25 protein-coding genes and 1 tRNA gene are annotated in these 25,764 nt (G+C 71.3%); 15 read left to right on the forward strand and 11 right to left on the reverse strand.

The window, feature by feature from the left end:
- Nucleotides 1–9: 9 nt before the first annotated feature.
- Nucleotides 10–642: a 5-formyltetrahydrofolate cyclo-ligase gene (locus ACP4E5_RS26160; protein ID WP_425832698.1), complete on the reverse strand. Its 633-nt coding sequence runs from the start codon at nucleotides 640–642 to the stop codon at nucleotides 10–12.
- A gap of 94 nt (nucleotides 643–736) precedes the next feature.
- On the opposite strand from ACP4E5_RS26160, the gene galU reads away from it, so the two are divergent.
- From galU to ACP4E5_RS26195, 7 genes are all read left to right on the forward strand, one after another.
- Nucleotides 737–1,639, forward strand: a complete 903-nt coding sequence (gene galU / locus ACP4E5_RS26165) for a UTP--glucose-1-phosphate uridylyltransferase GalU (RefSeq protein ID WP_425832700.1) — start codon at nucleotides 737–739, stop codon at nucleotides 1,637–1,639.
- Nucleotides 1,640–1,771: 132 nt separating this feature from the next.
- Nucleotides 1,772–3,136 (forward strand): molybdotransferase-like divisome protein Glp, encoded by a 1,365-nt coding sequence (gene glp, locus ACP4E5_RS26170; RefSeq protein WP_425832702.1) that lies wholly within the window; start codon nucleotides 1,772–1,774, stop codon nucleotides 3,134–3,136.
- A 96-nt stretch (nucleotides 3,137–3,232) separates the two neighbouring features.
- The gene (gene moaC / locus ACP4E5_RS26175; protein WP_425832704.1) at nucleotides 3,233–3,742 is read left to right on the forward strand and encodes a cyclic pyranopterin monophosphate synthase MoaC; all 510 of its coding nucleotides are present in this window, start codon (nucleotides 3,233–3,235) and stop codon (nucleotides 3,740–3,742) included.
- Nucleotides 3,739–4,263 carry a MogA/MoaB family molybdenum cofactor biosynthesis protein gene (locus tag ACP4E5_RS26180; protein WP_425832706.1) on the forward strand — a complete coding sequence of 175 codons (525 nt, stop codon included), beginning with the start codon at nucleotides 3,739–3,741 and terminating at the stop codon, nucleotides 4,261–4,263. Before moaC ends, ACP4E5_RS26180 begins: the two co-directional genes overlap by 4 nt.
- 20 nt (nucleotides 4,264–4,283) lie before the next feature.
- On the forward strand, nucleotides 4,284–4,928 hold the full coding sequence (locus ACP4E5_RS26185; protein ID WP_425832708.1) for a GNAT family N-acetyltransferase: 645 nt from the start codon (nucleotides 4,284–4,286) through the stop codon (nucleotides 4,926–4,928).
- 171 nt (nucleotides 4,929–5,099) lie between these two features.
- The gene (gene sepX / locus ACP4E5_RS26190) at nucleotides 5,100–6,353 is read left to right on the forward strand and encodes a divisome protein SepX/GlpR (RefSeq protein ID WP_425832710.1); all 1,254 of its coding nucleotides are present in this window, start codon (nucleotides 5,100–5,102) and stop codon (nucleotides 6,351–6,353) included.
- A gap of 91 nt (nucleotides 6,354–6,444) precedes the next feature.
- Nucleotides 6,445–6,518, forward strand: a tRNA-Ala gene (locus ACP4E5_RS26195).
- 69 nt (nucleotides 6,519–6,587) lie between these two features.
- Here ACP4E5_RS26195 and ACP4E5_RS26200 read toward each other — a convergent pair.
- Nucleotides 6,588–7,094 carry a GNAT family N-acetyltransferase gene (locus ACP4E5_RS26200; RefSeq protein ID WP_425832712.1) on the reverse strand — a complete coding sequence of 169 codons (507 nt, stop codon included), beginning with the start codon at nucleotides 7,092–7,094 and terminating at the stop codon, nucleotides 6,588–6,590.
- A 67-nt stretch (nucleotides 7,095–7,161) separates the two neighbouring features.
- On the opposite strand from ACP4E5_RS26200, the gene ACP4E5_RS26205 reads away from it, so the two are divergent.
- Nucleotides 7,162–7,962 carry an exodeoxyribonuclease III gene (locus tag ACP4E5_RS26205; protein ID WP_425832714.1) on the forward strand — a complete coding sequence of 267 codons (801 nt, stop codon included), beginning with the start codon at nucleotides 7,162–7,164 and terminating at the stop codon, nucleotides 7,960–7,962.
- A 78-nt stretch (nucleotides 7,963–8,040) separates the two neighbouring features.
- Here the strand turns inward: ACP4E5_RS26205 and ACP4E5_RS26210 are convergent, their stop codons facing one another.
- The 4 genes from ACP4E5_RS26210 to ACP4E5_RS26225 all read right to left on the reverse strand — a co-directional run bounded on the left by ACP4E5_RS26210 (nucleotide 8,041) and on the right by ACP4E5_RS26225 (nucleotide 11,703).
- Nucleotides 8,041–8,223 carry a hypothetical protein gene (locus ACP4E5_RS26210; protein WP_425832716.1) on the reverse strand — a complete coding sequence of 61 codons (183 nt, stop codon included), beginning with the start codon at nucleotides 8,221–8,223 and terminating at the stop codon, nucleotides 8,041–8,043.
- A gap of 122 nt (nucleotides 8,224–8,345) precedes the next feature.
- Entirely contained in the window at nucleotides 8,346–9,221 is an 876-nt protein-coding gene (locus tag ACP4E5_RS26215; protein ID WP_425832718.1) for an SDR family oxidoreductase, read from the reverse strand.
- Nucleotides 9,218–10,171 (reverse strand): alpha/beta fold hydrolase, encoded by a 954-nt coding sequence (locus tag ACP4E5_RS26220; protein ID WP_425832720.1) that lies wholly within the window; start codon nucleotides 10,169–10,171, stop codon nucleotides 9,218–9,220. The genes ACP4E5_RS26215 and ACP4E5_RS26220 overlap by 4 nt, the downstream gene beginning before the upstream one ends.
- On the reverse strand, nucleotides 10,168–11,703 hold the full coding sequence (locus ACP4E5_RS26225) for a flavin-containing monooxygenase (protein ID WP_425832722.1): 1,536 nt from the start codon (nucleotides 11,701–11,703) through the stop codon (nucleotides 10,168–10,170). The genes ACP4E5_RS26220 and ACP4E5_RS26225 overlap by 4 nt, the downstream gene beginning before the upstream one ends.
- A 189-nt stretch (nucleotides 11,704–11,892) precedes the next feature.
- Between ACP4E5_RS26225 and ACP4E5_RS26230 the strand changes: the two genes are divergently transcribed.
- A complete protein-coding gene (locus tag ACP4E5_RS26230; protein ID WP_425841662.1) occupies nucleotides 11,893–12,522 on the forward strand; it encodes a MerR family transcriptional regulator in 630 nt (209 codons plus the stop codon).
- Here the strand turns inward: ACP4E5_RS26230 and ACP4E5_RS26235 are convergent.
- Both ACP4E5_RS26235 and ACP4E5_RS26240 read right to left on the reverse strand, forming a co-directional pair.
- Nucleotides 12,511–13,410 carry a DUF6528 family protein gene (locus ACP4E5_RS26235; protein WP_425832724.1) on the reverse strand — a complete coding sequence of 300 codons (900 nt, stop codon included), beginning with the start codon at nucleotides 13,408–13,410 and terminating at the stop codon, nucleotides 12,511–12,513. The two genes, ACP4E5_RS26230 and ACP4E5_RS26235, sit on opposite strands and share 12 nt — an antisense overlap.
- 230 nt (nucleotides 13,411–13,640) lie before the next feature.
- Nucleotides 13,641–16,970, reverse strand: a complete 3,330-nt coding sequence (locus tag ACP4E5_RS26240) for a S41 family peptidase (protein ID WP_425832726.1) — start codon at nucleotides 16,968–16,970, stop codon at nucleotides 13,641–13,643.
- A gap of 154 nt (nucleotides 16,971–17,124) precedes the next feature.
- On the opposite strand from ACP4E5_RS26240, the gene ACP4E5_RS26245 reads away from it, so the two are divergent.
- Nucleotides 17,125–17,712 carry a TetR/AcrR family transcriptional regulator gene (locus ACP4E5_RS26245; RefSeq protein WP_425832728.1) on the forward strand — a complete coding sequence of 196 codons (588 nt, stop codon included), beginning with the start codon at nucleotides 17,125–17,127 and terminating at the stop codon, nucleotides 17,710–17,712.
- Nucleotides 17,713–17,825: 113 nt separating this feature from the next.
- Nucleotides 17,826–20,042 carry an MMPL family transporter gene (locus ACP4E5_RS26250; RefSeq protein WP_425832730.1) on the forward strand — a complete coding sequence of 739 codons (2,217 nt, stop codon included), beginning with the start codon at nucleotides 17,826–17,828 and terminating at the stop codon, nucleotides 20,040–20,042.
- On the opposite strand, the gene ACP4E5_RS26255 is transcribed toward ACP4E5_RS26250, so the two are convergent.
- The gene (locus ACP4E5_RS26255) at nucleotides 20,032–20,406 is read right to left on the reverse strand and encodes an SsgA family sporulation/cell division regulator (RefSeq protein ID WP_425832732.1); all 375 of its coding nucleotides are present in this window, start codon (nucleotides 20,404–20,406) and stop codon (nucleotides 20,032–20,034) included. The two genes, ACP4E5_RS26250 and ACP4E5_RS26255, sit on opposite strands and share 11 nt — an antisense overlap.
- Nucleotides 20,407–20,581: 175 nt before the next feature.
- Here ACP4E5_RS26255 and ACP4E5_RS26260 point away from each other — a divergent pair, with 175 nt between their 5' ends.
- From ACP4E5_RS26260 to ACP4E5_RS26275, 4 genes are read left to right on the forward strand one after another with little or no spacing between them, the layout of a single operon-like run.
- Nucleotides 20,582–21,646, forward strand: coding sequence for an energy-coupling factor ABC transporter permease (locus ACP4E5_RS26260; RefSeq protein WP_425832734.1), 1,065 nt, complete (start codon nucleotides 20,582–20,584; stop codon nucleotides 21,644–21,646).
- A 1-nt stretch (nucleotide 21,647) separates the two neighbouring features.
- The gene (gene cbiQ / locus ACP4E5_RS26265; RefSeq protein ID WP_425832736.1) at nucleotides 21,648–22,409 is read left to right on the forward strand and encodes a cobalt ECF transporter T component CbiQ; all 762 of its coding nucleotides are present in this window, start codon (nucleotides 21,648–21,650) and stop codon (nucleotides 22,407–22,409) included.
- On the forward strand, nucleotides 22,397–23,167 hold the full coding sequence (locus ACP4E5_RS26270) for an energy-coupling factor ABC transporter ATP-binding protein (RefSeq protein ID WP_425832738.1): 771 nt from the start codon (nucleotides 22,397–22,399) through the stop codon (nucleotides 23,165–23,167). Before cbiQ ends, ACP4E5_RS26270 begins: the two co-directional genes overlap by 13 nt.
- Nucleotides 23,168–23,226: 59 nt before the next feature.
- A complete protein-coding gene (locus tag ACP4E5_RS26275; RefSeq protein ID WP_425832741.1) occupies nucleotides 23,227–24,396 on the forward strand; it encodes a serine hydrolase domain-containing protein in 1,170 nt (389 codons plus the stop codon).
- Nucleotides 24,397–24,414: 18 nt separating this feature from the next.
- Here the strand turns inward: ACP4E5_RS26275 and ACP4E5_RS26280 are convergent, their stop codons facing one another.
- Both ACP4E5_RS26280 and ACP4E5_RS26285 read right to left on the reverse strand, forming a co-directional pair.
- Nucleotides 24,415–25,266 carry an EamA family transporter gene (locus ACP4E5_RS26280; protein WP_425832743.1) on the reverse strand — a complete coding sequence of 284 codons (852 nt, stop codon included), beginning with the start codon at nucleotides 25,264–25,266 and terminating at the stop codon, nucleotides 24,415–24,417.
- Nucleotides 25,263–25,751, reverse strand: a complete 489-nt coding sequence (locus ACP4E5_RS26285) for a YbaK/EbsC family protein (RefSeq protein WP_425832745.1) — start codon at nucleotides 25,749–25,751, stop codon at nucleotides 25,263–25,265. Before ACP4E5_RS26285 ends, ACP4E5_RS26280 begins: the two co-directional genes overlap by 4 nt.
- Nucleotides 25,752–25,764: the final 13 nt, after the last annotated feature.

The raw sequence follows: 25,764 nt of genomic DNA on the forward strand, positions 1-25,764 counted from the left end.
GTGCCGGGGTCAGAAGCGCCGCACGCCCGAGGGCGTCACCACCGCGTCCACGGCCTTGTCGTGCGCCTCTTGGGGGAGGTGCGCGACGACCTCGCTGTCGTGGAGCAGTACGACCAGCGCGGGCCGCGCACCGGCCGCCTCCAGGCGCGCGAGCACCCGGTCGTACGAGCCGCCGCCGCGGCCGAGCCGCATCCCGCGCGCGTCCACGGCGAGCCCCGGCAGCAGCACAGCGTCCGCCTCCAGGACGGCGTCGGGGCCCAGCCGTTCGCCGCCGGGCTCCAACAGGGCCATCTTTCCCGGGTGCCGCACCGTGGTGAGCGAAGCCGCCCCGTCGTACGCGCCCCAGTCCAGGTCGTTGTCGGGCAGCAGCGCGGGCAGCAGTACGCGCGTCCCGCGCGCGCGTAGGGCGTCGAGGAGCGCGCCCGTCCCCGGCTCGCCCCCCACGGAGACGTACGCCGCCACAGTGCGGGCCTTCGCCAACTCGTCCAGTTCGAGAGCCCGCCGGGCCACGGCCAGCTCCGTCTCCCGTACGTCATCCTCCGTCAACGCGTTCCTCACCCGGAGGAACTCCCTGCGCAATGAACGCTTGTCAGGGTGGGCGCCGCGCGGGTCATCTGCGGGCTCATTGGTGTGCGGACTCATAGCGGGGTCACAAACCTCTCCTATTCAACGCATATATGTGCCTACAAAGCGGACCCACAGATTCCGCCCATAGCAGCCGGATATGGTGACCCGCATGACTGACGCGCACACCAGGATCACCAAGGCTGTCATCCCCGCCGCGGGCCTCGGCACCCGGTTCCTGCCCGCCACGAAGGCGACTCCCAAGGAGATGCTCCCGGTCGTCGACAAGCCGGCGATCCAGTACGTGGTCGAGGAGGCCGCGTCGGCGGGGCTCGGCGACGTACTGATGATCACAGGCCGCAACAAGCGCCCCCTGGAGGACCACTTCGACCGCAACCACGAGCTGGAGGCGGCCCTTCAGAAGAAGGGCGACGCGAACCGACTCGCCAAGGTCCAGGAGTCCAACGACCTCGCCACCATCCACTACGTGCGCCAGGGCGACCCCAGGGGCCTCGGCCACGCGGTCCTGTGCGCCGCCCCCCACGTGGGCGACGAGCCGTTCGCGGTGCTGCTCGGCGACGACCTGATCGACCCCCGCGACCCGTTGCTCCAGAAGATGGTGGAGGTTCAGGAGGAGCACGGCGGCAGCGTCATCGCGCTCATGGAGGTGGAGCCCTCCCAGATCCACCTCTACGGATGCGCCGCGGTCCAGGCCACGGAGGACGGCGCCGTCGTGAAGGTCACCGACCTGGTGGAGAAGCCGGATCCGGCCGACGCCCCCTCCAACTACGCGATCATCGGCCGCTACGTACTCGACCCCGCCGTCTTCGACATACTGCGCAAGACCGAGCCCGGCCGCGGCGGCGAGATCCAGCTCACCGACGCGCTCCAGCAGCTCGCCGCCGACGAGAAGGTCGGCGGCCCCGTGCACGGCGTCGTCTTCAAGGGCCGCCGCTACGACACCGGCGACCGCGGCGACTACCTCAAGGCCATCGTCCGCCTCGCGTGCGAACGTGAGGACCTGGGCCCGGAGTTCCGCGCCTGGCTGCGCGGCTACGTCGCCGAGGAGATCTGACACCCCGCTCCCCGGCCGGACCTGTGCCCCGGTACGGCACACCGCCTCCGGGGCGTCACATATCGCCCGTGGTAGGAACACCGGTGTACGCCGAAGATCCGGCACACCGGCACGAGGAGCAGGGGAGCAGCAGTGAACAGTTTCAGTGCCACGACGGACCGGGCGCAGATCTGGTCGGTGGACGAGCATCTGGAGGACATCCTCGCCGCCGTCGAAGCGCTCGACCCCATCGAGCTCCAACTCCTCGACGCACAGGGCTGTGTGCTCGTCGAAGAGGTGACGGTCCCGCTGTCGCTGCCGCCGTTCGACAACAGCTCGATGGACGGCTACGCGGTGCGCGTCGCGGACATCGCGGGCGCGAGCGAGGAGTTCCCCGCCGTGCTCACGGTGATCGGCGACGTCGCCGCGGGCCAGGCCGAACAGCCCACCGTCGGACCCGGCGAGGCCGCCCGCATCATGACCGGCGCCCCGCTGCCGCCCGGCGCCGAGGCCGTGGTCCCCGTGGAGTGGACCGACGGAGGGCTCGGCGCGGGCCCCGTCACCACGATGACCGCCCACAGCGCCGCCCCTGAGGGCGCCTCAGGAGAGGTCCGCGTGCACCGGCCCGCCGAGGCACGCGCACACGTACGCGCGCAGGGCAGCGACGTACAGGCGGGCGACCGGGCGCTCACCGTCGGCACTGTCCTCGGCCCGCCGCAGATCGCCCTGCTCGCCGCCATCGGCCGCGGCACCGTACGCGTGTGCCCGCGCCCGCGCGTGGTCGTCGTCTCCACCGGTACCGAACTCGTCCAGCCCGGCGAGCAGTTGGCGCCCGGCCAGATCTACGACTCCAACAGCTTCGCCCTCACCGCCGCCGCCCGCGACGCCGGAGCCATCGCCTACCGGGTGGGCGCGGTCTCCGACGACGCGGAGACGCTCCGCTCCACCATCGAGGACCAACTGATCCGCGCCGACCTCATCGTGACGACGGGCGGCGTCAGCGTCGGCGCGTACGACGTCGTCAAGGAGGCCCTGAGCGGCATCGGCGTCCCGGACGACCCGGACGACCCGGAAGAGGCGACGGGCATCGCGGCCGGCAGCGGCGTCGAGTTCCGCAAGCTCGCCATGCAGCCCGGCAAGCCGCAGGGCTTCGGCTCCATCGGCCCCGACCACACCCCGCTCCTCGCGCTGCCGGGCAACCCCGTGTCGTCGTACGTCTCCTTCGAACTGTTCGTACGCCCCGCGATCCGCGCCCTGATGGGCCTGCCCGAGAACGCCGTGCACCGCCCGAAGGCCCGCGCGACCATCACCGCCGACAAGGCGCTGAACTCGCCGTCGGGCCGCCGCCAGTTCCTGCGCGGCGTGTACGACGCCGAGGCCGGCGAGGTCGCGCCCGTCGGCGGCGCCGGCTCCCACCTCATCGCGGCGCTCGCCCAGGCGAACTCGCTGATCGTGGTGCCCGAGGGCACGACGTCGGTGGAGCCGGGCACTGAGGTGGACGTGGTCCTGCTGGGCTGACAGGGCCCACTGTCGGAGGCTCGCGATAGCGTGTCGCGCACAAATCGTCCGGCGCGCCGCACCGCGCACGGCTCGGATCGGGAGCGCCACAGCACCATGAGCACTTCGCAGAATCAGCAGGACCAGACCGACCGGCTCACGCACATCGACGAAGCGGGCGCCGCCCGCATGGTCGACGTATCGGAGAAGGACGTCACCGCGCGCACCGCCCGCGCCAGCGGCCGCGTCCTCGTCTCGCCGCGCGTGGTGGAGCTGCTGCGCGGCGAGGGCGTGCCCAAGGGGGACGCGCTCGCCACCGCGCGCATCGCGGGAATCATGGGCGCCAAGCGCACCCCTGACCTGATCCCGCTCTGCCACCCGCTGGCCGTGTCCGGAGTGAAGCTCGACCTGTCCGTGGCGGACGACGCGGTGGAGATCCTCGCCACCGTGAAGACCACGGACCGCACGGGCGTCGAGATGGAGGCGCTCACGGCGGTCTCGGTCGCCGCGCTCACCGTCGTCGACATGGTCAAGGCGGTCGACAAGGGGGCCGTCATCTCGGACGTCCGCGTCGAGGAGAAGACCGGCGGCAAGTCCGGCGTCTGGAACAGGGAGGACCGCGCATGAGCGACTACCGCGCCCTCGTCGTCACGGCCTCCAACCGGGCCGCCGCCGGGGTCTACGAGGACAAGGGCGGCCCCCTGATCGCCGAGGGCCTAAGAAAGCTGGGCTTCGCCGTCGAGGGCCCCCAGGTGGTGCCGGACGGCGACCCCGTGGAGGCCGCCCTGCGGGCCGCGGTCGAGGCGGCGTACGACGTCGTGATCACCACCGGCGGCACCGGCATCTCGCCCACCGACCGCACTCCCGAGGCGACGGCCCGTGTCCTCGACCGCGAGGTGCCGGGCATCCCCGAGGCGATCCGCGCGTACGGCCGGGAGAAAGTGCCCACGGCGGCGCTCTCGCGTGGCCTCGCGGGGGTCGCCGGGCGCACACTGATCGTGAACCTGCCGGGTTCCAGCGGGGGCGTGAAGGACGGACTGGCCGTCCTCGGGCCGCTGCTGACCCACGCCGTCGACCAGATCCACGGCGGTGACCACCCGAGAAGCGATCCCAGACCCGAAGTCCAGGCACCCGGGGGTGCGCGCTGAACAGCCCGTCGTGGCCCGTCGTGCTGGTGGAGGGCGATGTCGTCCTCCGCCCCATAAGACTGCGCGACCAGCGTGCCTGGCGCGAAGTGAACCGGCGCAACCGCGACTGGCTGCGCCCCTGGGAGGCGACGATCCCGCCGCCCACGCCGAGCGGTCCGATCACCCACCGCCCGACATACCGTCAAATGGTGCGCCACCTGCGCTCGGAGGCGAACGCGGGCCGGATGCTGCCCTTCGTCGTCGAGTACCAGGGCCGCCTCGTCGGGCAGTTGACCGTCGCCGGGATCACCTGGGGATCGATGTGCTCGGGCCACGTCGGGTACTGGGTGGACCAGTCGGTGGCGGGCCGCGGCGTGATGCCGACGGCCGTCGCGCTCGCGGTCGACCACTGCTTCCGCACCGTGGGCCTGCACCGCATCGAGGTCTGCATTCGGCCGGAGAACGGGCCGAGCCGCAGGGTCGTGGAGAAACTCGGATTCCGCGAGGAGGGCCTGCGTCCACGATATCTCCACATCGACGGCGCCTGGCGGGACCACCTCGTCTTCGCGCTCACCGCCGAGGAGGTCCCGGAAGGACTCCTGAGGCGTCGCCGTCGCGAGCGCCGCGGCAACGCCGCAGGTCCGAGCGCCCCCAATACGGCAGACCCGGGCACCCCCTCGAAATGAAATAAATGTTCGAAATTGATCGATGAGGCACCGTCAGAGGCCATTGAATTCCTTCGAAGGTCGGCCCGGTGATCACATCCATCGCAAAAAAGCTCGGATTATCAGCCAGATCGTGCGACACGCCGGCTCAATTGGCGGATGGCCCCCCGTAAACCCCTCTACGGTGTGTCCGTGAGCAGCAGCGGCCTCATCTACGCAGTCATCGTCGGGGCCTGGGCCGCCTACTTGGTGCCGATGTGGCTCCGTAGGCAGGACGAGTTGAACGAAGCTCGTCCGACGGAACGCTTCAGCACAGCCATCCGGCTTCTCTCCGGCCGGGCGGGCATGGAGCGCCGGTACGCCAAGGACCTGCAGGCGCGCTCGCCCGAGTCGGACGAGCGGCAGGGCGACCCGGTCGACCCGGACGCGCCCACCGATCCGGTGGACGTCCGGGACTCAGGCATGTCCCCGTCCGGGGAGCGGCGCGCCCCGCACCAGGGGCGAGAACGCCGCGAAAGCCGCGAACATCCCGATTCCGCCCGGGAGTTCGCACAGCCGGCCCGCGAGCGCACGGAACCCGCCCGCGAACCCGAGTCGGCGGTCGAACCCACCGCACCCGCCAAGTCCCGCGCCGCCCGCGCCGCTTCCGCCGCGGCCGAGGCACAAGCCGCACGCGCCCGGCGCACCAAGGTGCTCGCGCGCCGCCGCCGCACGACCGTCCTGCTCTTCGCCGCCTTCAGCGTCGGCGCCGTCGTGGCCGCCGTCGGCGGCGTCGCGTTCCTGTGGGCGCCCGCCGCCCCCGCCCTGCTCCTCAGCGCGTACATCGTCTACCTGCGCACCCAGGAACGACGCCGCTTCGCCTACGTCATGGACCGCCGCCGCGCCGAGGTCGCCGCGCAACGACTGCGGGAGCGCCAGCCGCGCAGGCGGCAGCAGACCGCCGCGCGCGCCGCGGCCGAGGACCAGGAGGAGGGCCCAACGATGGACGGGACCGCCACCGACCCCGGCCTGGAAGCCCTCGCCGCCGACCGGCGCGCCCTCGTCGAGCAGACCGACCATCAGGAGTGGGTCGACCAGCAGCGCGAACGGCAGCGCCACCCCGGCCCCGGCGACAGCTGGGACCCGGTCCCCGTGCCGCTCCCCACCTACGTCACCGCCCCCGTCGCCCCCCGCGCCACCGGCGGCATCGACTACAACGCACCCGAGACCTGGAGCTCCGCCCGCTCCTCCGCCGCGGAACAGGCCGCACGCCAGCAGGCGCAGGAGGAGCACGCCCCGGAGCCCGCCGCGGAATCCGCCGAACCGGTCGCCGACGACGGCCGCAGCGACGCCCGCCGCGCCGCCTCCGCCCGCCGCTCCCGCGAGCGCGGGCGCACGCCGCTCTTCGACCAGTTCGACAGCAGCGGGTCCGGCGCCGACGGCCGACCGCGCGCCGCCAACGAGTGAGCCGGACCACTTCGGAGCCCGCCCGGCTGACCAGCCAGGGAACGGATTTCCAAGCACCCGGATCGGGGTGCTAGAGTTTCACTCGTTGCAAGGGCGTGTGGCGCAGTCCGGTAGCGCACCTCGTTCGCATCGAGGGGGCCAGGGGTTCGAATCCCCTCACGTCCACTGCAATGAAAGCCCCCGACGGGAAACCGTCGGGGGCTTTCGCGTATCCGCGTACCGCGCGCGATGCGGCTACAGGGACTTCGCGAAGCACCGGCTCAACTCGTCGAACCGGTAGTGGCCGAACCGGGAGCACGACTCGTAACCGCTCGACGTGTACAGGGCTATCGCCTCCGGCTGCTTCAGGCCCGTCTCCAGAACCATGCGGGTGCGCCCCGCCGCCCGGGCGTCCTCCTCAAGGGCCGCGAGGATCCGCCGGGCCAGGCCGAGGCCGCGCGCCTCCGGGGTGACGTACATGCGCTTCAACTCGGCGTCGCCGTCCGCGTACCCCTCGTCGTTCTCCTCCTGGCCGCGCCAGCCGCCGGTCGCGAGCGGCGTGCCCGAGGCGTCGTACGCGATCAGGTACAGGCCGTGCGGCGGCTCGAACATCGACGGGTCCAGCGGCGTGACATCGCCCTCGTCGCCGTAGCGCTCCGCGTACTCGAGCTGGACGCGGTCGTTCAGCGCGATCGCGTCGCGGTGGCCGAAGGAGGTGGGTCGCAGGCTCGGGGCCCCGACTCCGGAAAGCTGAATAGTCATACGGGCTATCGTAACTCTATGCGGGCACTTGCGGTGGTCCCGTCCACTCTGCCGGTATCGTGCCGGCGTGCTGACTGTGACCTCTGTGAATGTGAACGGGCTCCGGGCCGCCGCCAAGAAGGGCTTCGTGGAGTGGCTCGCCGAGACCTCCGCCGACGCCGTCTGCCTCCAGGAGGTGCGCGCCGAGCCGCACCAGCTGCCCGAGAGCGTGCGCGAGCCCGAGGGCTGGCACGTCGTGCACGCGCCGGCCGCCGCCAAGGGCCGCGCCGGCGTCTCCCTCTATACGCGCCGCGAGCCGGAGCGGGTGCGGATCGGATTCGGCTCGGCCGAGTTCGCGGACAGCGGCCGCTACGTCGAGGTGGACCTGCCGGGCGTCACCGTCGCCAGCCTCTACCTGCCCTCCGGCGAGGTCGGCACGGAGCGCCAGGACGAGAAGATCCGCTTCATGGGGGAGTTCCTGCCCTACCTGAAGTCCCTGCGCGAGCGGGCCGCCGCCGACGGCCGCGAGGTCGTCGTCTGCGGCGACTGGAACATCGCCCACCAGGAGGCCGACCTCAAGAACTGGAAGGGCAACAAGAAGAACTCCGGCTTCCTCCCGGAGGAACGCGAGTGGCTGTCCTCCGTCTTCGACCCGTCCGACGGCGGCTACGTCGACGTGGTCCGGTCACTGCACCCGGACGTCGAGGGCCCGTACTCGTGGTGGTCGTACCGGGGGCGGGCTTTCGACAATGACAGCGGATGGAGAATTGATCTGGCCGTGTCAACTCCTGGACTGGCCGATCGCGCCGTGAAGGCATACGTCGAGCGCGCCGCCACGCACGACGAGCGCTGGTCGGACCACGCGCCCGTCACCGTCGTGTACGAGTAGGCATCGGCGCCAGGCAGCCGACATGACGGGCCCCGTCCGGATCTCCGGACGGGGCCCGTCACATGGGTTCAGGCGGCGTTACTGCTGGAAGCGGTCCTTGGCCTCCTCGGCGGCGTCCTGCGCCTTTTCCTTCGCCTGGTCCATGCCTTCCTTGGCACGGTCCTGGCCTTCCTCGGTCTTGCCCTCGGAGCCGCCCATGGCTTCCTTGGCCTTGTCCTGCAGCTGCTCGGCCTTGTCCTTGAACTGGTCAGAGATACCCATTTGATGCACTCCATGAAGGGTGGGGGGTGGGCCTCGACCAGACTTACACGGCACCCCATTCGGCGCATTTCGATCAATGACGGATTGTGTACGGGGTGCCGCGCGGGGTGCGAAGCCGCAGGTCAGCGGCCACGTGCCGCCTCGTCGGCGGCTCCGCCCGCTCCGACGAGGCCCTTGGAGACGGTGCCGAGGCGGCCCTCGAAGCGGCGTACCCGCTGCTGGCCCACGATCCCGATCGCGGAGGGCAGGTAGCCGCGTATCCCCTGCATGCCGCGCAGCCACCACTGCGCGTACACGTGGGGCGCGCGGCGTTCGATGCCGGCCACGAGGCGGTCGACCGCCGGGCCCAGCGGGTAGGTCTTGTTCGACGGCCAGGGCAGTTGCTGGCGCAGTTCGCGCATCACGTCGTCCTGGTCGGCGCCGCGCACCATGTCGGTGTCCGTCCAGGACAGATAGCCGACGCCGACGCGTACGCCCTTGTGGCCGACCTCGGCGCGCAGGCTGTGGGCGTACGCCTCCACGCCCGACTTCGACGCGCAGTAGGCGGTCATCATCGGGGCGGGGGTGATCGCGGCGAGGGAGGCGATCTGCAGGAGGTAGCCGCGGGACTCCGTCAGGACGGGGAGGAAGGCGCGGGCCGTCACGGCGGAGCCGATGAGGTTGACCTCGATGACGCGCCGCCACGCGATCGGGTCGGAGTCGGCGAAGGGGCCGCCGGTCGCGACGCCGGCGTTGGCGACGACGATGTCGACCTTCCCGAAGCGGTCCTTGACCTCCTGTGCGACCTGCGCCATCGCCACGTGGTCCGTGACGTCCGCGTGCCACCAGTCGGCGTCGGAGTGCAGCCGCGCGGCGACCTGCTTCAATTCGTCCGGCTCCAGGCCGACCAGCGCGATCTTCGCTCCGCGTGCCGACAGCTTGCGCGCGAGCAGCTCGCCCACGCCGCGCGCGGCTCCCGTGACGACCGCGACCTGACCTTCGAGACTGACCCTGCTCATACGGCATCCGCCCCCTTCGGCGACTGTGCGTCCTGTGAGTTCACGTACTTCTGCGACAGTTCACGGATCTTCGCCGTGACGACCTCGGGGGCCTCGACGGGTGTCATGTGGCCGAGCCCCGGCAGCTCGGTCAGGCCCGCGCAGTCGGGCAGCGCGGCGGCGATCCGTCGGGCGTGCGCGACCGGGGTGAGTCGGTCGGCGGTTCCCGCGATGACGGCGACCGGCATGGTCAACTCGCCTACGCCGACGTCGAGTTGAAGGTGTTCGAGCACGTGGGACCAGCCGTAGCGCACCTCGCGCGGGCAGGCGTGCACGATCCGCGCGCAGGCCTCGACCTTGTCGGGCGCCGAACCCGGGCCCATCGTCGCGTACTTGAGGACCCGCTTGCCGATCGGTGTGACGGGCCCGAGGGGTGCCTTCGAGCCGAGGATCGCGCGGGTGATCCGGGTGCGCAGGTTGCCGGCCCGCATCAGCGGCACCACGGTCGCCTCGGCGACGAGCTGCGAGCTTCCGGTGCTGCACAGCAGGACGGCGGCGGCGTGTTCCTGGAACTTCGGGCGTCCGGCGGCGGCCATCATCGTCATGCCGCCCATGGAGTGCCCGGCGAGCACGGCCTGTTCGCCCGGTTCGAGCGTCGCGCCGAGCACGGCTTCCAGGTCGTCGGCCAGCATGTCGGTCGTGTACGGGGGGCGGTCCGCGGCCGGGCTGCGGCCGTGTCCGCGCTGGTCGTAGACGATCACCCGGTGGTCGGTGGCGAGGGCCCGTGTTTGCGCGGCCCAGAACGCCGTGGAGCAGGTCCAGCCGTGCGAGAGAAGCACCGCCGGGGCGCCCGGGGGGCCGTGCACCTCGACGTGGAGGCGTGCCCCGTCCGCGGAGGTGACGGTCAGCTCGCGGGCGGCGACGGGCGGTGCGTACGGTCCTGTCGTCACATGGCGCATCAGTCGGCTCATGCGGCGTTCACCTCGGCCTTCTTCCTGGTACGCGGTGTGGGCGCGGCCGGCTCGGCGGGCGCGCGCACCACCTCGTACTCGCCTACGTCGACATGCCGGGTGGCGTGCCGGAATTCGGTGGTCGTGCCCGGCCACACCGTGGTGTTGACCCCGTTCTCGTCGAGGTACCAGCTGTTGCAGCCGCCGGTGTTCCACACGGTGCGCTTCATGCGGTCCTGTACGCGGTTGTTCCAGCCGCGGACGGCGGTCTCGCGCGCGTCGAGTGCGACGCGGCCGCCCAGGACGTTCAACTGCCGCATGTAGTCGGCCAGGTAGTTCAGGTGGGCCTCGATCATCAGGATCATCGAGGAGTTCCCGAGGCCCGTGTTCGGCCCGATGATCATCATGAAGTTCGGGAATCCGGCGGAGGTGGCTCCGCGCATCACGTTCATGCCGCCCTTCCACGACTGCATGAGGGTGTCGCCGTCGGCGCCGATGATCCGGTCCGCGATCGGCATGTCGGTGACGTGGAAGCCGGTGCCGAAGACGATCGCGTCGACCTCGGTCTCGCTGCCGTCGGAGGCGATGAGGGTGTTTCCGCGGATCTCGCTGAGTCCGGAGGCGACGACGTCGACGTTGGGCTGGGCGAGCGCCGGATAGTACGTGTTGGAGAGCAGGATGCGCTTGCAGCCGATGCGGTAGTCCGGCGTGAGCTTGGCGCGCAGCTCCGGGTCCTTGATCGCGCGGTGCATGTTCCGCTTGGCGAGCTGTTCGACCACGCCCAGTTCGTTTGGGCGTTTGGTGAACGCCTGGACCTGCAACTCGCGGATGCCCCACAGGAGTCCGCGCCGCGCCTGGGTGGTGAAGGGCAGCTGTCGGTGCAGCCAGCGCTCGGCCTTGGTGACGGCGCGGTCGGCGCGCGGCATGACCCATGGCGGCGTGCGCTGGAAGAGGGTGAGGTGCCCGACTTCCTTCTGGATGGCCGGGACGATCTGGATGGCCGAAGCGCCCGTCCCGATCATGGCGACGCGCTTGCCGCGCAGGTCGTAGTCGTGGTCCCACTGTGCGGAGTGGAAGACCTTGCCGGGGAAGGTGTCGAGCCCGGCGATGTCCGGTGTCTTCGGCTCGGAGAGCGGTCCGGCGGCGGAGACGACGACGTCGGCGGTGAGTGTCCCCTTGGCCGTGTCGATCTCCCACCACAGCTGGTCGGTGTCCCAACGCAGCTGGTTCACCTCGGAGTTGAACCGGATGTGCGGGCGCAGCCGGAAGGTGTCGGCGACGTGTTCCAGGTACTCCCGGATGTGCTCCTGTCCGGAGAACGTCCGGGGCCAGTCGGGGTTGGGTGCGAACGAGAAGGAGTACAGGTGGGACGGCACGTCGCAGGCGCAGCCCGGGTAGCTGTTGTCGCGCCAGGTCCCGCCGACCGCGCCGGCCCGCTCCAGGATCACGAAGTCGGTGATGCCTTCGCGCCGCAGCCTGACGGCCGCGCCGAGGCCGCCGAAGCCGGATCCGATCACCGCCACCCGTACGTGCTCGCGCTCCTGCTCGGCCATGCCGGCGCCTCCCTTGCCGCAGCGACTCTGCCAGTGAACACTGGCGTAATTCGGAGAGTAGAGGCTGTGCGTACTCATGGGTAGGGGTCGGACCGAGGAAAGTTACCTCGGGTACGACATAAGGTTTCCGGCGTGGAGAAGGCGCAAAAGGAAGTGACAGAACCCGGCGAGGGCAAGCGCGAGTACCGCATGGAGGAGCTGGCGAAGGCGGCCGGCATCACGGTCCGCACCGTGCGCTTCTACCGCGAGCGCGGACTGATCAAGCCGCCCCGCCGCGAGGGCCGCATCGCCTGGTACGACGAGACGCACCTCGACCGCCTGCGCACGATCGCCTCGCTCCTGGACCGCGGCCACACCCTCAACGGGATCAGTGAGCTCTCCGAGGCCTTCGACCGGGGCCGCGACGTCGGCGAACTCCTCGGCGTGCGGCCCACGGAGGAGGTCCCCGTCCGGCTCTCCGCCGCCGAACTCGCCGACTACTTCGCGGACGACGTCACGCCCGAGAACCTCCAGGCCGCCCTCGACCTCGGCTACTTGGGCATCGACGGCGAGGAGATCGTGCACATCAGCCGCCGCCTGCTCGACATCTCGGCGGCCCTGGTCCGCGAGGGCATCCCGCTGGCCGACGTCCTGGCGGCGGCCAGGCGCGTCCGCGAACACGCCGACGCCCTCGCCGGGCTCTTCACCGACCTCGTCGCCACGCACGCCTCCGGCAAGGACATCGACCGGCTGCGCCCGCTGGCGAAGGGGGTAGTGGAGGCGGAGCTGTCCCTGGCGATCGACCGCAGGCTGGAGTCGTCCGACGGGTCACCTGGGTAGCCACCAACGGGCCTTGTATATCCCGCCGTTGACGTACGTGAACGCGCCGCCCGGCCGGTGCAGGCTGACAGTCGTCGTCCACCAGGTCTCCCCGAGCCCGGCCTCCGGAACCGTGGTGACCACCCGCCCCGTCCGCGGATCGTCCCCCACGCACTTCACGGACTTCCGGACGATCTCCGAGGCCCCCGCGAAGTCCCGCACGAAGCTCTGGCCCGGGATGTCGTACTGGAACACCGACGCGGTCGTCGTCACCCACATCCGCCACGGCGCCCCCGCCACGGGAAACAGGTCGTGCCCGCCGGCCGACTTCCCGGGCGTCGCGACGGGCAGCGCCACGGCGAACTGCCGCACCAGCGAGGGCCGCACGCGCGAGCCCTCCACCCGGTAGGCCACCAGCTCGTCGTCCCCCATGGCCCACAGCACCTCGCGCGCCGAGTCCCAGTGCAGCCCGTGGGCGCCCTTCAGCTCGGCCTCGACATAGCGCGTGGTGTGCGGCCCGAGGGACGCCGCGTACAGGCGCACCCGCGCCCCTGTACTGCACGCGACGGCGACGTTCCCGTCGGGGAGGATCTCGGCGGTGTGCGGGTTGACCAGATCGTCCCCGGGCCCGAGCGCCCCGGCCCAGTACCGCCGCCCGCTCGGCCACTCCACCACGCCCACGAACCCGAACGACGCCGTGGTCAGGACGTACGTACGCCCGCGGTGCCGGCGCACCTTCGCCTCGCTCGGGTACACCCAGCTGATGTCGGGCTCGACGTCCCGGTACCGGGCGTCCCCCACGGGCGAGAACGCCCACCGCACGACACCCGGATCCACCGCCGGGTCCCACGTCCGCACCCGCGAATCCATCACCAACAGCCGCTTGCTCGCCTGCTCCGTGATGAGCACGGGAGGCAGCCCGGACGGCGCGGCCCCGCCCTCCCCGCGCCACCGAACGCGAGCGCCGTCCCGATTCCCGCGGCGCCGAGCAGTACCCCTCTTCGTGAACCGTGCGACATGAAACCCCCCTGGCGGACAGGCAGTTGAGCGCGCCATCGTCGTGCGCGCGCCCAGAATCTGTCATGCCAGGGGCGAAGGGGTAAGACCTCCGCAGGACATTGGTCCGGCGGAGGGGCCGGTCATCGTGGCGGCAGCTTCGGCCGCCTCCGGTCCGGGACGTCCGAGTAGTCCGGCGGGTTCGTCGCCCCCTGCTCCGCGAGGAGGTTCAGCGCCAGCTCCACCGCGTCGTCGAGCTGGGCGTGGCGGCCCTCCGCCCAGTCGAGGGGGGTGCGCAGGGCCTCGATGTCCGGTTCCACGCCCCGGTTCTCGACGGACCAGCCGTACTGGGGGAACCAGGCCGCGTTCATCGGGACCGTGATCACCGTGCCGTCGCCGAGCTTGTGCCGCCCCGTCATGCCGACGACGCCGCCCCAGGTGCGCTGGCCGACGACCGGGCCGAGCGCGAGCAGCTTGAACGCGGCGGCGATCATGTCGCCGTCCGAAGAGGTCGCCTCGTCGGCGAGGGCGACGACCGGGCCGCGCGGGGCGTTCGAGGCGTACGAGACGGCCTGTGCGTTGCGGGTCAGGTCCCAGCCGATGATCTTCCGGGTGAGTTTCTCGACGACCAGCTCGCTGATGTGGCCGCCAGCGTTGCCGCGTACGTCGACGATGAGCGCGGGCCGGGAGACCTCCATGCGCAGGTCGCGGTTGAACTGGGCCCAGCCGGAGCCGCCCATGTCGGGGATGTGCAGGTAGCCGCATTTGCCGCCGCTCAACTCCCGTACGACGGCGCGGCGTTTGGCCACCCAGTCCTGGTAGCGCAGCGGGCGTTCGTCGACGAGCGGGACGACGGCGACCCGGCGGGGACGGCCGCCGCCCTCCGCGGAGGTGAAGGTCAGCTCGACGGTCGTACCGCCCGCGCCGGCGAGCAGCGGGTACGGGCCCGTGACCGGGTCGACCGGGCGGCCGTCGACGTGGGTGAGGACGGCGCCGTCGCGGATGCCGGTGCCGGCGAGCGGGGAGCGGGCCTTGGAGTCGGAGGAGTCGCCGGGCAGGATGCGCTGGAGCGTCCAACGGCCGTCCCGGCAGACGAAGTTGGCGCCGAGCAGGCCCTGGGCGCGCTGGTAGTGCGGCGGGCCCTCGTTGCGGCGGGCGGCGGCCACGTAGGCGTGGGAGGTGCCGAGTTCGCCGAGGACCTCTCGCAGGAGATCCGCGAACTCGTCGGGGGACGCGACGCGTTCGACCAGCGGCCGGTACTGGTCGAGCACCGCGTCCCAGTCGATGCCGCACATCTTGGGTTCCCAGAAGTACGCGCGGATGATCCGGCCCGCCTCGTCGTACGCCTGCCGCCACTCGGCCGCCGGGTCGGCCTCGTGCAGGATGCGGCGCAGGTCGATCCAGACCGTGGTGTCGCCGTCGCCCGCCTCGGTGGACGGCACGGCCTCCAGTTCGCCCTCGTCGACGACGACGAGCCGGGAGCCGTCGCCGCTGACCGCGAACCAGTCCATGTGGGCGACGAGTTGGGACTTCTTCCCCTTGGCCAGGTCGAAGTGTTCGAGGGTGGGCTGGGACGAGGGGTCGGCCGGGTTGGCGAAGGTCTCGCCGAGCGCGCCCGAGATCGGCCAGCGCAGCCAGACGAGGCCGCCGCCGGCCACGGCGTGCAGCGACGAGTACTTGGACGCCGAGACGGGGAACGGCACGACACGGTTGGCGAGCCCCTCGATCTCCACGGTCGGCGTGCCGTCGCCGCCCGCGTCCTCGACCGGGTCGAGGCCGCCCGCCGCCGTCCGCCCGTCGGGCGAGAGGGCGAACGGGGACGGCGTCGCGGACGACAGCGGTACGAGATAGGGGCGGCAGCCCAGCGGGAACGACAGGTCGCCGGTGTGCACGTCGTAGACCGGGTCGAAGCCGCGCCAGGAGAGGAAGGCGAGATAGCGGCCGTCCCGGGTGAACACCGGGTTCTCGTCCTCGAAGCGGCCGTTGGTGACGTCGACGATCGTCGTGGTCTCGCTCTTGGTCGCGCCGAGCGCGGTGGAACCGCCGCCCCGGTTGATCCTGGCCATCTTGATCTGCCGCAGCGAGCGCCCGATGCCGGGGTGCGACCAGGTCAGCCAGGCGCCGTCGGGGGAGAAGGCGAGATCGCGGACCGGTCCGTTCGTGGAGCGGATCAGCTCGGTGACCGTGGGCTCTTCGAGCGGCGCCTCGCCGCCCTCCTCCTCGCCGACGTCGATCAGCAGCAGCCGCCCGTCGTTCGAGGCGATCGCGAGCCGCTCCCCGTCCGGGTCCGAGACCAGCTCCTGTACGCGGCCCAGCCGGCCGGAGGCGAACCGGCGCGGCGACCGGTCGCCGCTGGCCCGCGGCAGATAGGCGATCTCGACGGCGTCCTCGCCGTCGGCGTCGGTGACGTAGGCGACCTGGCCGCCCGAGCCCAGCATCTCCGGCAGCCGCACGCGCACGCCCGGGGTGTCGGCGATGGTGCGGGCGGGGCCGTCGCGGTGCGTGAGCCAGTAGAGGCTGCCGCGGACGACGACGGCGCTGGCCCGGCCCGTCTCGTCGACGGAGAGCGAGTCGACGTGCAGGGCGGCGGGGACCTGGTAGCTGCGGCGTCCCGCGCGGGGGCCGCCGAGCCGGACCCGCAGCTTGCGCGGCACCGAGTCGGGGTCGAGGTCGTCGAGGATCCACAGGTCGCCCGCGCACTGGTAGACGACGCGGCTGCCGTCGGTGGCGGCGTGCCGGGCGTAGAAGGAGTCGTGGTCGGTGTGGCGGTGCAGATCGGTGCCGTCGGGGCGGCAGGAGTAGACGTTGCCGACGCCCTCGTGGTCGGAGAGGAACGCGATGCGGCCGTCCACGAACATCGGGTCGTCCAGATGTCCGTCGAGGTCGGCGAGGATGCGCTGCCCGTGCACCCACAACCGGCCCTGCGCGCCGCCCCGGTAGCGCTTCCAGGCGGCCGGTTCGTGCGGCGGCGTACCGGTCAGGAGCAGCGTCCGGCGTTCCCCGTCGATGTCGGCGACCTGGATGTCGGAGACCGGTCCCCAGGGGAGCTTGCCGCCGGGGGAGCCGTCGGTCGGGACGCTGTAGGCGAAGGTGAAGTACGAGAAGGGCTCGCCGTGCGAGGCGACCGCGAGGATGTCGCACCGGCCGTCCTTGTCGGGCGGCGTCCAGCCGCGGACCTGGGTGTCCGCGCTGCCCCAGTACGTGAGGCGGCGCGCGGAGCCGCCGTCGACCGGCGCCACATGGATCTCCGGGTCGAGGCTGCGCCACGTCGTGTACGCGATGTGCCGGCCGTCGGGGGAGAAGCGCGGGTGGCTGACCTTGGTGCGGTCGACGGTGAGCCGCCAGGCCCGCGCCGAGCCGTCGAGCGGCGCGACCCACAGATCGTCCTCCGCGGCGAAGCACAGCCGCTCGCCGCTGATGTGGGGGAAGCGCAGGTACGCCCGGCCGTCGGCAGCATCGGATTCCTCAGTCACCTCAGTCACCTCCTCATGCTTTTCCGCGACGCGGGCTCCGGCAACCGGGACTCACCGGAACGATGTGGCGCAGCGCACGTACGAAACCGTTTCGTTTCGCTAGGGGGCAGGGTACTTTTATGGCGTACGCATACGGAGAGGTCGGGTGGGTGACATGGTCGCGGAGGCAACGGCGCGTCGCAGCCGGATCACACCCGAGCGCGAGGCCGAGCTGTACGGCGCCGTGCTCGAACTTCTCCGCGAGGTCGGCTACGACGCCCTGACCATGGACGCCGTGGCTTCCCGCACGCGGTCCAGCAAGGCCACGCTCTACCGCCAGTGGGGCGGAAAGGCCGAGCTGGTGGTGAAGGCGCTGCGGAGCCAGAAGCCGCACTTCGACGAGGTCGACACCGGCTCGCTGCGCGGTGATCTGCACGCGATCGCGCTCCGTGAGGACGACTGTGACATGGAGCGGAACAGCGCGCTGATGCGCGGCCTGATGGTGGCCGTGCACAACGATCCGGATCTGCTCGCGGCCTTCAAGGAGTGGATCGTCGAGCCCGAGATGACGGGTGTCGACCGGATGCTGCGCAGAGCGGTGGACCGGGGCGAGGTGCGGGCCGACAACCCGGCGCTCGACTACCTGATCCACATGCTGATCGGCGCGTTCGCCACCCGCACGCTCATCGACGAAGAGCCGCCGACGCAGGAATACCTCGTCTCGTACATCGACGCTGTGGTCATCCCCGCCCTCAGCGCGTAAGTCCCTTACACAGCAACCCAGTTCACCTGACGCGCAACCGCTCATGTCGTCGGGCCGATCTCCCCTGCCCTGCTGTCCTGCCGGGCCCACGACCTGACCGGGAGTACGCCTCCGTGGCCACTTTCCTCTACAAACTCGGCAAACTCGCGTTCCGCCGACGACACTTCGTCGTCCTCATCTGGGTGGCCCTGCTCACGCTCGCGGGTGTGGGCGCCGCCTCCGCGCCGACCGCCGCCTCCAGCTCCTTCTCCATACCGGGGACCGAGGCCCAGAAGGCCTTCGACCTGCTCGACCAGCGCTTCCCCGGCTCCACCGCCGACGGGGCCACCGCCCGCGTCGTCTTCGAGGCGCCGAAGGGCGAGAAGCTCACGGACGCCGGCAACAAGGCCGACATCCAGGACACCGTCGCCTCCATCAAGTCCAGCTCGAAGCAGGTCGCCTCCGTCGCGGACCCGTTCGCCGCCAAGACGCTGAGCAAGGACGGCACGATCGCCTACGCGTCGGCCTCGTACAAGGTCTCCTCGATGGAGCTGACCGACGCCGACCGGGACGCGCTGCAGGACGTCATCGACGAGGCCAAGCAGAGCGGTCTGACCGTCGAGGTCGGCGGTGACGCGCTGCAGGCCATGCCGGAGACGGGCGCCACCGAGGTCATCGGCATCGCGATCGCGGCCGTCGTCCTGGTGATCACGTTCGGCTCGCTGATCGCGGCGGGTCTTCCGCTGCTGACCGCGCTGATCGGTGTCGGCATCGGCGTCTCCAGCATCACGGCGCTCGCCAACGTGCTCGACCTGGGCAGCACCACGTCCACGCTCGCGATGATGATCGGCCTCGCGGTCGGCATCGACTACGCGCTGTTCATCGTGTCCCGGTACCGGGGCGAGCTGGCCGAGGGCCGTGACCGGGAGGAGGCGGCCGGGCGGGCCGTCGGCACCGCGGGCTCCGCGGTCGTCTTCGCCGGCCTGACCGTCGTCATCGCGCTCGTCGGCCTCGCCGTCGTCAACATCCCGATGCTGACGAAGATGGGCATCGCGGCCGCCGGCACCGTCGCCATCGCGGTGCTCATCGCGCTCACCCTGATCCCGGCGCTGCTCGGCTACGTGGGCAAGCGCGTCCACGGCCGCAAGGCCCGCGCGGACCTGGGGGAGAAGAAGGAACCCAAGGTCAACATGGGCACCCGCTGGGCCGGCTTCGTGCTGCGCCGCCCGGTCACCGTCCTGATCGCGGGCATCGTCGGCCTCGGCGCCATGGCCGTCCCGGTCGCCTCGCTCGAACTCGGCCTGCCCGACGACGGCTCGCAGCCCACCAGCACCACCCAGCGCAAGGCGTACGACCTGCTCTCCGAGGGCTTCGGGCCCGGCTTCAACGGCCCGCTCATGACGGTCGTCGACGCCAAGGGCGCGGCCGACCCGAAGGCCGCCGTCTCCGAGGTCGTCCGGGAGATCAAGGGCACGGACGGCGTCGCGGCCGTCACCCCGGCGACGTTCAACAAGGCGGGCGACACCGCGGTCATCAGCGTCGTCTCCAAGTACAAGCCGTCGTCGGTCGACACCGAGAACGTCGTGCACGACATCCGTGACGCCGGCAAGGACATCAAGGCGGACACCGGCGCCGAGCTGAGCGTCACCGGCTCGACGGCCATGAACATCGACGTCTCGCAGAAGCTCAACGACGCGCTGATCCCCTACCTGGCGCTCGTCGTCGGCCTCGCGTTCCTGCTCCTGATGGTCGTCTTCCGGTCCGTCCTGGTCCCGCTCAAGGCGGCGCTCGGCTTCCTGCTCTCGGTGCTCGCCGCGCTCGGCGCCGTCGTCGCCGTGTTCCAGTGGGGCTGGCTCGGATCGCTGTTCGGCGTCGAGCAGACCGGTCCCGTCATGTCGATGATGCCGATCTTCATGGTGGGTGTGGTCTTCGGCCTCGCGATGGACTACGAGGTGTTCCTCGTGACGCGGATGCGCGAGGCGTACGTGCACGGGGAGCGGCCCGCGCAGGCCGTCGTCACCGGGTTCAGGCACGGTGCTCGGGTGGTCACGGCCGCGGCGATCATCATGATCGCGGTGTTCGCGGGCTTCATCGGGAGCTCGGAGCAGATGGTGAAGATGATCGGCTTCGGCCTCGCCATCGCCGTCTTCTTCGACGCGTTCATCGTGCGCATGACGCTGGTGCCCGCCGTGCTCGCGCTGCTCGGCAAGAAGGCCTGGTGGCTGCCGAAGTGGCTGGCGAAGGCGCTGCCGAACGTGGACGTCGAGGGCGAGGGTCTGCGGACCGCCTCCGGCGAGCACCGGCCCGACGAGGACCGTCCCGAGGAGGACCGGGAGCTCGTCAGCGCGTGACGCCCTGAGGGGCCTCGGCCGGGGTGACGGTCGTGTGGGTGCGGCGCAGGAAGCGGAGCAGCGCTTTCGTGTCGAACTGCACGACCGTCACCCCGCTCGGCTTGTGCGGCGCGTGGAACTCGATGACCGTCTGCACCCGCCCGCACGGCCAGATCCGGACGGTGCCGCCGGTGACGGGGGCGCGCAGCCCGCGTTCGAGCAGATCGCGGGGGAAGGAGCCCCACTCGCCGGAGCCGGGCAGCGCGACATGGACCGTGCCGCCTTCGTGGCGCAGCACGACGGGGACCGCCCGGTGCGCCTCGGGGGAGTCGGTGACGACGCGGGCCCGGGCGTACTGCTCTACGTACTGCTCGACAACCGTCATGTCCTTAAATGTCGCATATGCAGGGCTGTGCGGACCAGGGATGGCCCGGGGTTACTTGGAGTCGAGGCGCTCTTGCAAGGCGTTCGCAACAAGGCACTATCATCGAACGGTTCACCGGACGTCGACCAAGCGCCGGCCGAACGCCGTCCCCGGCCCCCGAGCGGAGTTCCCTGCCATGCATGTCCCCGACGGATTCATCAACGCCCCCGTGTCGGCCGCCGCGGGCGTCGTCGCCGCGGGCGCCGTCGCCGTCAGCCTGCGCGGCGCCCGCCGTGAGCTGGGCTCCGAGCGGGCCGCGCCGCTCGCCGGCCTGGTCGCGGCGTTCATCTTCGCCGTGCAGATGCTCAACTTCCCCGTCGCCGCGGGCACCAGCGGACACCTCCTGGGCGGTGCGCTGGCCGCGATACTCGTGGGCCCCTATACCGGGGTCCTCTGTGTGTCCGTGGTGCTGCTCATGCAGGGCGTGCTGTTCGCCGACGGCGGCCTGACCGCGCTCGGCGTGAACATCACCGACATGGCGATCACCACGACCGTCGTCGCCTACTTCGTCTTCCGCGGCCTGGTGAAGGTGCTGCCGCGGGGGCGCCGCTCGATCACCGTGGCGTCCTTCGTCGCGGCGCTGCTGTCCGTCCCGGCCGCCGCCGTCGTCTTCACCCTGATCTACGCCATCGGGGGGACGACCGACGTCTCCATCGGCAAGGTCGCCACCGCGATGGTCGGCGTGCACATCCTCATCGGCATCGGGGAGGCCGTGATCACCGCGCTCACGGTCGGCGCCGTCGTCGCCGTCCGGCCCGACCTCGTGTACGGGGCCCGGGGCCTGCACCAGCCGCTGAAGCTGAAGGTGAACGGGGAGCTGGTCGACGCGCCCACGCCCGTGACCACCCCGGTGACGGCCCGCTCGCGCCGCAAGGTGTGGATCGTCGGCCTGGCCGCCTCCCTCGTCCTCGCCGGCTTCGTCTCCTTCTACGCCTCGGCCAACCCCGACGGCCTGGAGAAGGTCGCCCACGACAAGGGCATCGACAGCAAGACCGAGAAGCACGCCTCCTCGGACTCGCCGCTCGCCGGCTACGGCGTGAAGGACATCACCGACGCCCGCCTCTCCGGCGGCCTCGCCGGGATCGTCGGCGTCGGCGTCACCGTCGTCGCGGGCACCGGGATCTTCTGGGCGCTGCGCAGGCGGCGTACGAGCGACGCGGCCTCGACCGAGGTCGCCGCCGCCTCGCAGAAGGTGTCCTGACATGGGCGCCGGTCACGCCCACCGCCTCTACCGCGCCGGGGCCTCGCCCGTGCACGCGCTGCCGCCGCACACCAAGCTCGCGGCCGTCTTCTGCTTCGTGATCGTGGTCGTCTCCACCCCGCGCGAGGCGATGTGGGCCTTCGCCCTGTACGCGGTGCTGCTGGCGGCGGTGGCGTACACGGCGCGGGTCCCGGCCGGGTTCCTGCTGAAGCGCCTCCTCATCGAGGTCCCGTTCGTGGCCTTCGCGGTGCTGATGCCGTTCGTGGCGGAGGGCGAGCGCGTACAGGTACTCGGTCTCTCGCTGAGCGAGAGCGGACTGTGGGGCGCGTGGAACGTGCTCGCCAAGGGCACGCTCGGCGTCGCCGCCGCGGTCCTGCTCGCCTCGACCACCGAACTGCGCGAACTGATCCTCGGCCTGCAACGCCTGAAGCTGCCGCCGCTCCTCGTACAGATCGCCTCGTTCATGATCCGCTACGGCGATGTGATCACCGACGAGATGCGCCGCATGAAGATCGCCCGGGAGTCGCGCGGCTTCGAGGCGAAGGGCGTACGGCACTGGGGGGTGCTCGCCAAGTCGGCGGGCGCGCTGTTCATCCGCTCCTACGAGCGCGGCGAGCGGGTGCACCTCGCCATGGTCAGCCGTGGCTACACGGGATCGATGCCGGTGATCGACGACCTCGCGGCGACCAGGACCCAGTGGTCGTACGCGCTGACCCTGCCGTGTGCGGCGCTTGTGGTGTGCTTGATGGGATGGACGCTGTGACTTCTTCTGTGGCTTCTTTGGACGTACGAGGACTCGCCTTCGCCTACCCCGACGGGCACCAGGCCCTCTTCGGCGTGGACCTCACGATCGGCAAGGGCGAGCGGGTCGCGCTCCTCGGGCCGAACGGCGCGGGCAAGACGACCCTCGTCCTGCACCTCAACGGCATCCTGACGGGTGGCGCGGGAACGGTGACGGTGGCCGGGCTGCCGGTCTCCGCGCGCAACATGGCGGAGATCCGCCGCAAGGTCGGCATCGTCTTCCAGGACCCGGACGACCAGCTGTTCATGCCGACGGTCCGAGAGGACGTCGCGTTCGGCCCGGCGGCGGCGGGCATGAAGGGCGCGGAGCTGGAGGCGCGCGTCCGCAAGGCGCTCGCGCTGGTCGGCATGGAGGAGTTCGCGGACCGGCCCCCGCACCACTTGTCGTTCGGCCAGCGCAGGCGGGTCGCGGTGGCGACGGTCCTCGCGATGGAACCCGAGATCCTCGTCCTGGACGAGCCGTCCTCCAACCTCGACCCGGCCTCCCGGCGTGAACTCGCCGACATCCTGCGCTCGTTGGACGTCACGGTCCTCATGGTCACGCACGACCTGCCGTACGCGATGGAGCTCTGCCCGCGCGCGGTGATCCTCAGCGACGGCGCGATCGCGGCGGACGGGGCGACCGTCGACCTCCTCGTCGACGAGAACCTGATGACGGCGCACCGCCTGGAACTGCCCTTCGGCTTCGACCCGAGGTCGGTGGCGGGGCGGACGGCGTGACGTCGGCCACGTGAGCGTTCGACGGAAATCAACGGCCGCCGCGACCTGTTGTACTCTCCGTGGACACAGCAGTGAACGGCACGGTCGCCCCCGGATTCGAAGGCGTTCGCACCGCTTTCGGTGAGAACTTCACGGCCCGCGGTGAACGCGGCGCCGCGCTCGTCGTGTACCGCGACGGGCGGCGGATCATCGACCTGTACGCGGGCACGCGCGACGTCGACGGTGGTGCGCCCTGGGAGCCGGGCACTGCCCAGATCCTCCGCTCCGGCACCAAGGGGATCGCCGCCGCGGCGCTGCTCCTGCTGCATCAGCGCGGCGAGCTGGACCTCGACGCGCCCGTCGGCTCGTACTGGCCGGAGTTCAAGGCGCACGGCAAGGAGGACGCGCTGGTCCGGCACGTCCTCGCGCACCGCGCCGGTGTGCCCGCCCTCGACCGTCCGCTCACGCCCGCCGAGGCCGCGGACCTGGACCTCGCGGCGGCGGCCGTCGCCGCGCAGGAACCGTTCTGGGCGCCGGGCACGGACCACGGGTACCACGCGCAGACGTACAGCTGGCTGACGGCCGAGCTGGTGCGGCGGATCACGGGCCGGACCATCGGGGAGTACGTCGCCGAGCAGATCGCGGGACCGGCCGGCGCCGACGTATGGATCGGCCTCCCGGACGACCGGGCCCACCGGGTCGGCCGCGTCGGCCCCGTCGAGCCGCCGGCCACCGCGCACGGCCTGCGCTCCCGCCCCAAGCGGGCCATCGTCGAGGCGTACGAGAACCCGGACTCGCTCACCAACCGCGCCTTCGGCACGATCGCCCCGGCGGCGGACGAGAACGACCCGGCGTACCGCGCGGCCCAGCTCCCCGGCTCGAACGGCATCGGCACGGCGGAGGGCCTGGCCCGCTTCTACGCATCCCTCATCGGCGAAGTCGAGGGCGGAGCACGCCTCTTCACCCCGGAAACAGCCCAACTCGCCCGCACGGAAGCCTCATCGGGCCCCGACCGCACCCTCATCTCCCCGTCCCGCTTCGGCCTCGGCTACATGCTCCACGGCATCGCGTCCCCCCTCCTCACCCCGACCTCCTTCGGCCACCCCGGCCGCGGCGGCGCCCTCGGCTTCGCCGACCCGGAGTCCGGCATCGCCTTCGGCTACATAACCAACGGCATGCAAAAGGGAGTCACAGCGGACCCACGTGCCCAGGCGTTGGTGAAGTCGGTGCGGGAGGCGTTGAACGGTTAGCCCCTGCGGCGATGGGATTCAACCCGCGTGCAGCATCAAGCCGATGCCCGCCACCACCACGCCCGCCGCCAAAAGCCTCGGTGTGCCGAAGTGTTCCTTGAAGAAGAGGGCGCCGATCGCCGCGCCCACGATGATCGACGACTCACGGAGTGCGGAGATCGGGGCGAGGTCGGCGCGGGTCTGGGCCCAGAGGACCAGGCCGTAGGCGAGGACCGAGAGGGCCGCGCCCAGCAGGCCCCGCCATGCGAACGGGCGCAGGCGCTCCACCAGTTCACCGCGCCAGCGGTACGCCGCGTACACCGGTACCGCGATGCCCTCCAGCACCATCAGCCACGCGATGTAGCCGAGGGAGGAGCCGGAGGCGCGGACGCCCAGGCCGTCCACCACCGTGTACGACGCGATCGCGAACCCCGTCGCCAGCGCGGCGCCCAGCGCGTGCCAGTCCGGCCTGCGCCCCGAACCCCGTAGCCCCCACAGCGCCAGGCCCGTCAGGCCCGCGCTGGAGACCGCGACGCCCGCCGCCTGCCAGCCGCCCGGGACCTCGCCCGCGAAGACCGCCGCGAGCACCGTCACCACGAGCGGCGCCGTGCCCCGCGCGATCGGATAGGCCTGCCCGAAGTCGCCCAGTTTGAACGAGGTCATGAGTAGGGCGTAGTAGGCGATGTGGAGGAGGGCCGAGGCCACGAGGTACGGCCACGCGTCCGGCGACGGGAGCGGAGCGAACACCGCCAGTACCAGGCCGATCAGCGTTCCGCCGCCCGAGATCAGCGTGAAGCCGACCAGTTTGTCCGTGATGTGGTGGGCCAGGGCGTTCCACGAGGCGTGGGTCACGGCGGCCAGCAGCACGGCCGCCGCGACCACCGGGGTCATTCGCGCACGTCCACGAGCGCGGCGCCCGCGTGTGCGATCAACTCCTTGGGCTCCATGGGGAAGACGGCGTAGGGGCTGCCCGCCGCCGCCCACACCGTGTCGTGCGTGAGCAGGGAGCGGTCCGCCAGGACCCGCGTCTTGTTCGCGTGGCCGAAGGGCGGCACACCGCCGATCGCGTAACCCGTGAACTCCCGGACGACGTCCGCCTTCGCGCGCGTCACCTTCTCCGCGCCCAACTCCGCGCGCACGAGATCCAGGTCCACGCGCGAGGCACCGTCCATCAGGACCAGCACCGGCACTCCGTCCGCCGCGAAGATCAACGACTTGCAGATCTGGCTCAGTTCGCAGCCGATCGCCTCCGCCGCCTCCTGCGCGGTACGCGTCGCCTCCGGGAAGCGGCGTACACGCGGCAGGAGTCCGGCCAGACCCATGGCCATGGCCGCTTCGGCGAAACGGGGGTGTGCTGCGCTTTCCGTGGACGTCATGCCCCGCACGCTA

Source organism: Streptomyces fractus (assembly GCF_049844455.1).
Taxonomy (GTDB): domain Bacteria; phylum Actinomycetota; class Actinomycetes; order Streptomycetales; family Streptomycetaceae; genus Streptomyces; species Streptomyces fractus.

Coding starts and splice junctions, on each gene's coding strand:
- ACP4E5_RS26255 (WP_425832732.1), bottom strand. CDS start 20,406: ATGACGGTTGTCGAGCAGTACGTAGAGCAGTACGCCCGGGCCCGCGTC.
- ACP4E5_RS26160 (WP_425832698.1), bottom strand. CDS start 642: ATGAGTCCGCACACCAATGAGCCCGCAGATGACCCGCGCGGCGCCCAC.
- ACP4E5_RS26220 (WP_425832720.1), bottom strand. CDS start 10,171: ATGAGCCGACTGATGCGCCATGTGACGACAGGACCGTACGCACCGCCC.
- ACP4E5_RS26260 (WP_425832734.1), top strand. CDS start 20,582: ATGCATGTCCCCGACGGATTCATCAACGCCCCCGTGTCGGCCGCCGCG.
- ACP4E5_RS26285 (WP_425832745.1), bottom strand. CDS start 25,751: ATGACGTCCACGGAAAGCGCAGCACACCCCCGTTTCGCCGAAGCGGCC.
- ACP4E5_RS26280 (WP_425832743.1), bottom strand. CDS start 25,266: ATGACCCCGGTGGTCGCGGCGGCCGTGCTGCTGGCCGCCGTGACCCAC.
- ACP4E5_RS26225 (WP_425832722.1), bottom strand. CDS start 11,703: ATGGCCGAGCAGGAGCGCGAGCACGTACGGGTGGCGGTGATCGGATCC.
- ACP4E5_RS26210 (WP_425832716.1), bottom strand. CDS start 8,223: ATGGGTATCTCTGACCAGTTCAAGGACAAGGCCGAGCAGCTGCAGGAC.
- galU (WP_425832700.1), top strand. CDS start 737: ATGACTGACGCGCACACCAGGATCACCAAGGCTGTCATCCCCGCCGCG.
- cbiQ (WP_425832736.1), top strand. CDS start 21,648: ATGGGCGCCGGTCACGCCCACCGCCTCTACCGCGCCGGGGCCTCGCCC.
- ACP4E5_RS26215 (WP_425832718.1), bottom strand. CDS start 9,221: ATGAGCAGGGTCAGTCTCGAAGGTCAGGTCGCGGTCGTCACGGGAGCC.
- ACP4E5_RS26270 (WP_425832738.1), top strand. CDS start 22,397: ATGGACGCTGTGACTTCTTCTGTGGCTTCTTTGGACGTACGAGGACTC.
- ACP4E5_RS26200 (WP_425832712.1), bottom strand. CDS start 7,094: ATGACTATTCAGCTTTCCGGAGTCGGGGCCCCGAGCCTGCGACCCACC.
- moaC (WP_425832704.1), top strand. CDS start 3,233: ATGAGCACTTCGCAGAATCAGCAGGACCAGACCGACCGGCTCACGCAC.
- ACP4E5_RS26230 (WP_425841662.1), top strand. CDS start 11,893: ATGGAGGAGCTGGCGAAGGCGGCCGGCATCACGGTCCGCACCGTGCGC.
- ACP4E5_RS26180 (WP_425832706.1), top strand. CDS start 3,739: ATGAGCGACTACCGCGCCCTCGTCGTCACGGCCTCCAACCGGGCCGCC.
- ACP4E5_RS26245 (WP_425832728.1), top strand. CDS start 17,125: ATGGTCGCGGAGGCAACGGCGCGTCGCAGCCGGATCACACCCGAGCGC.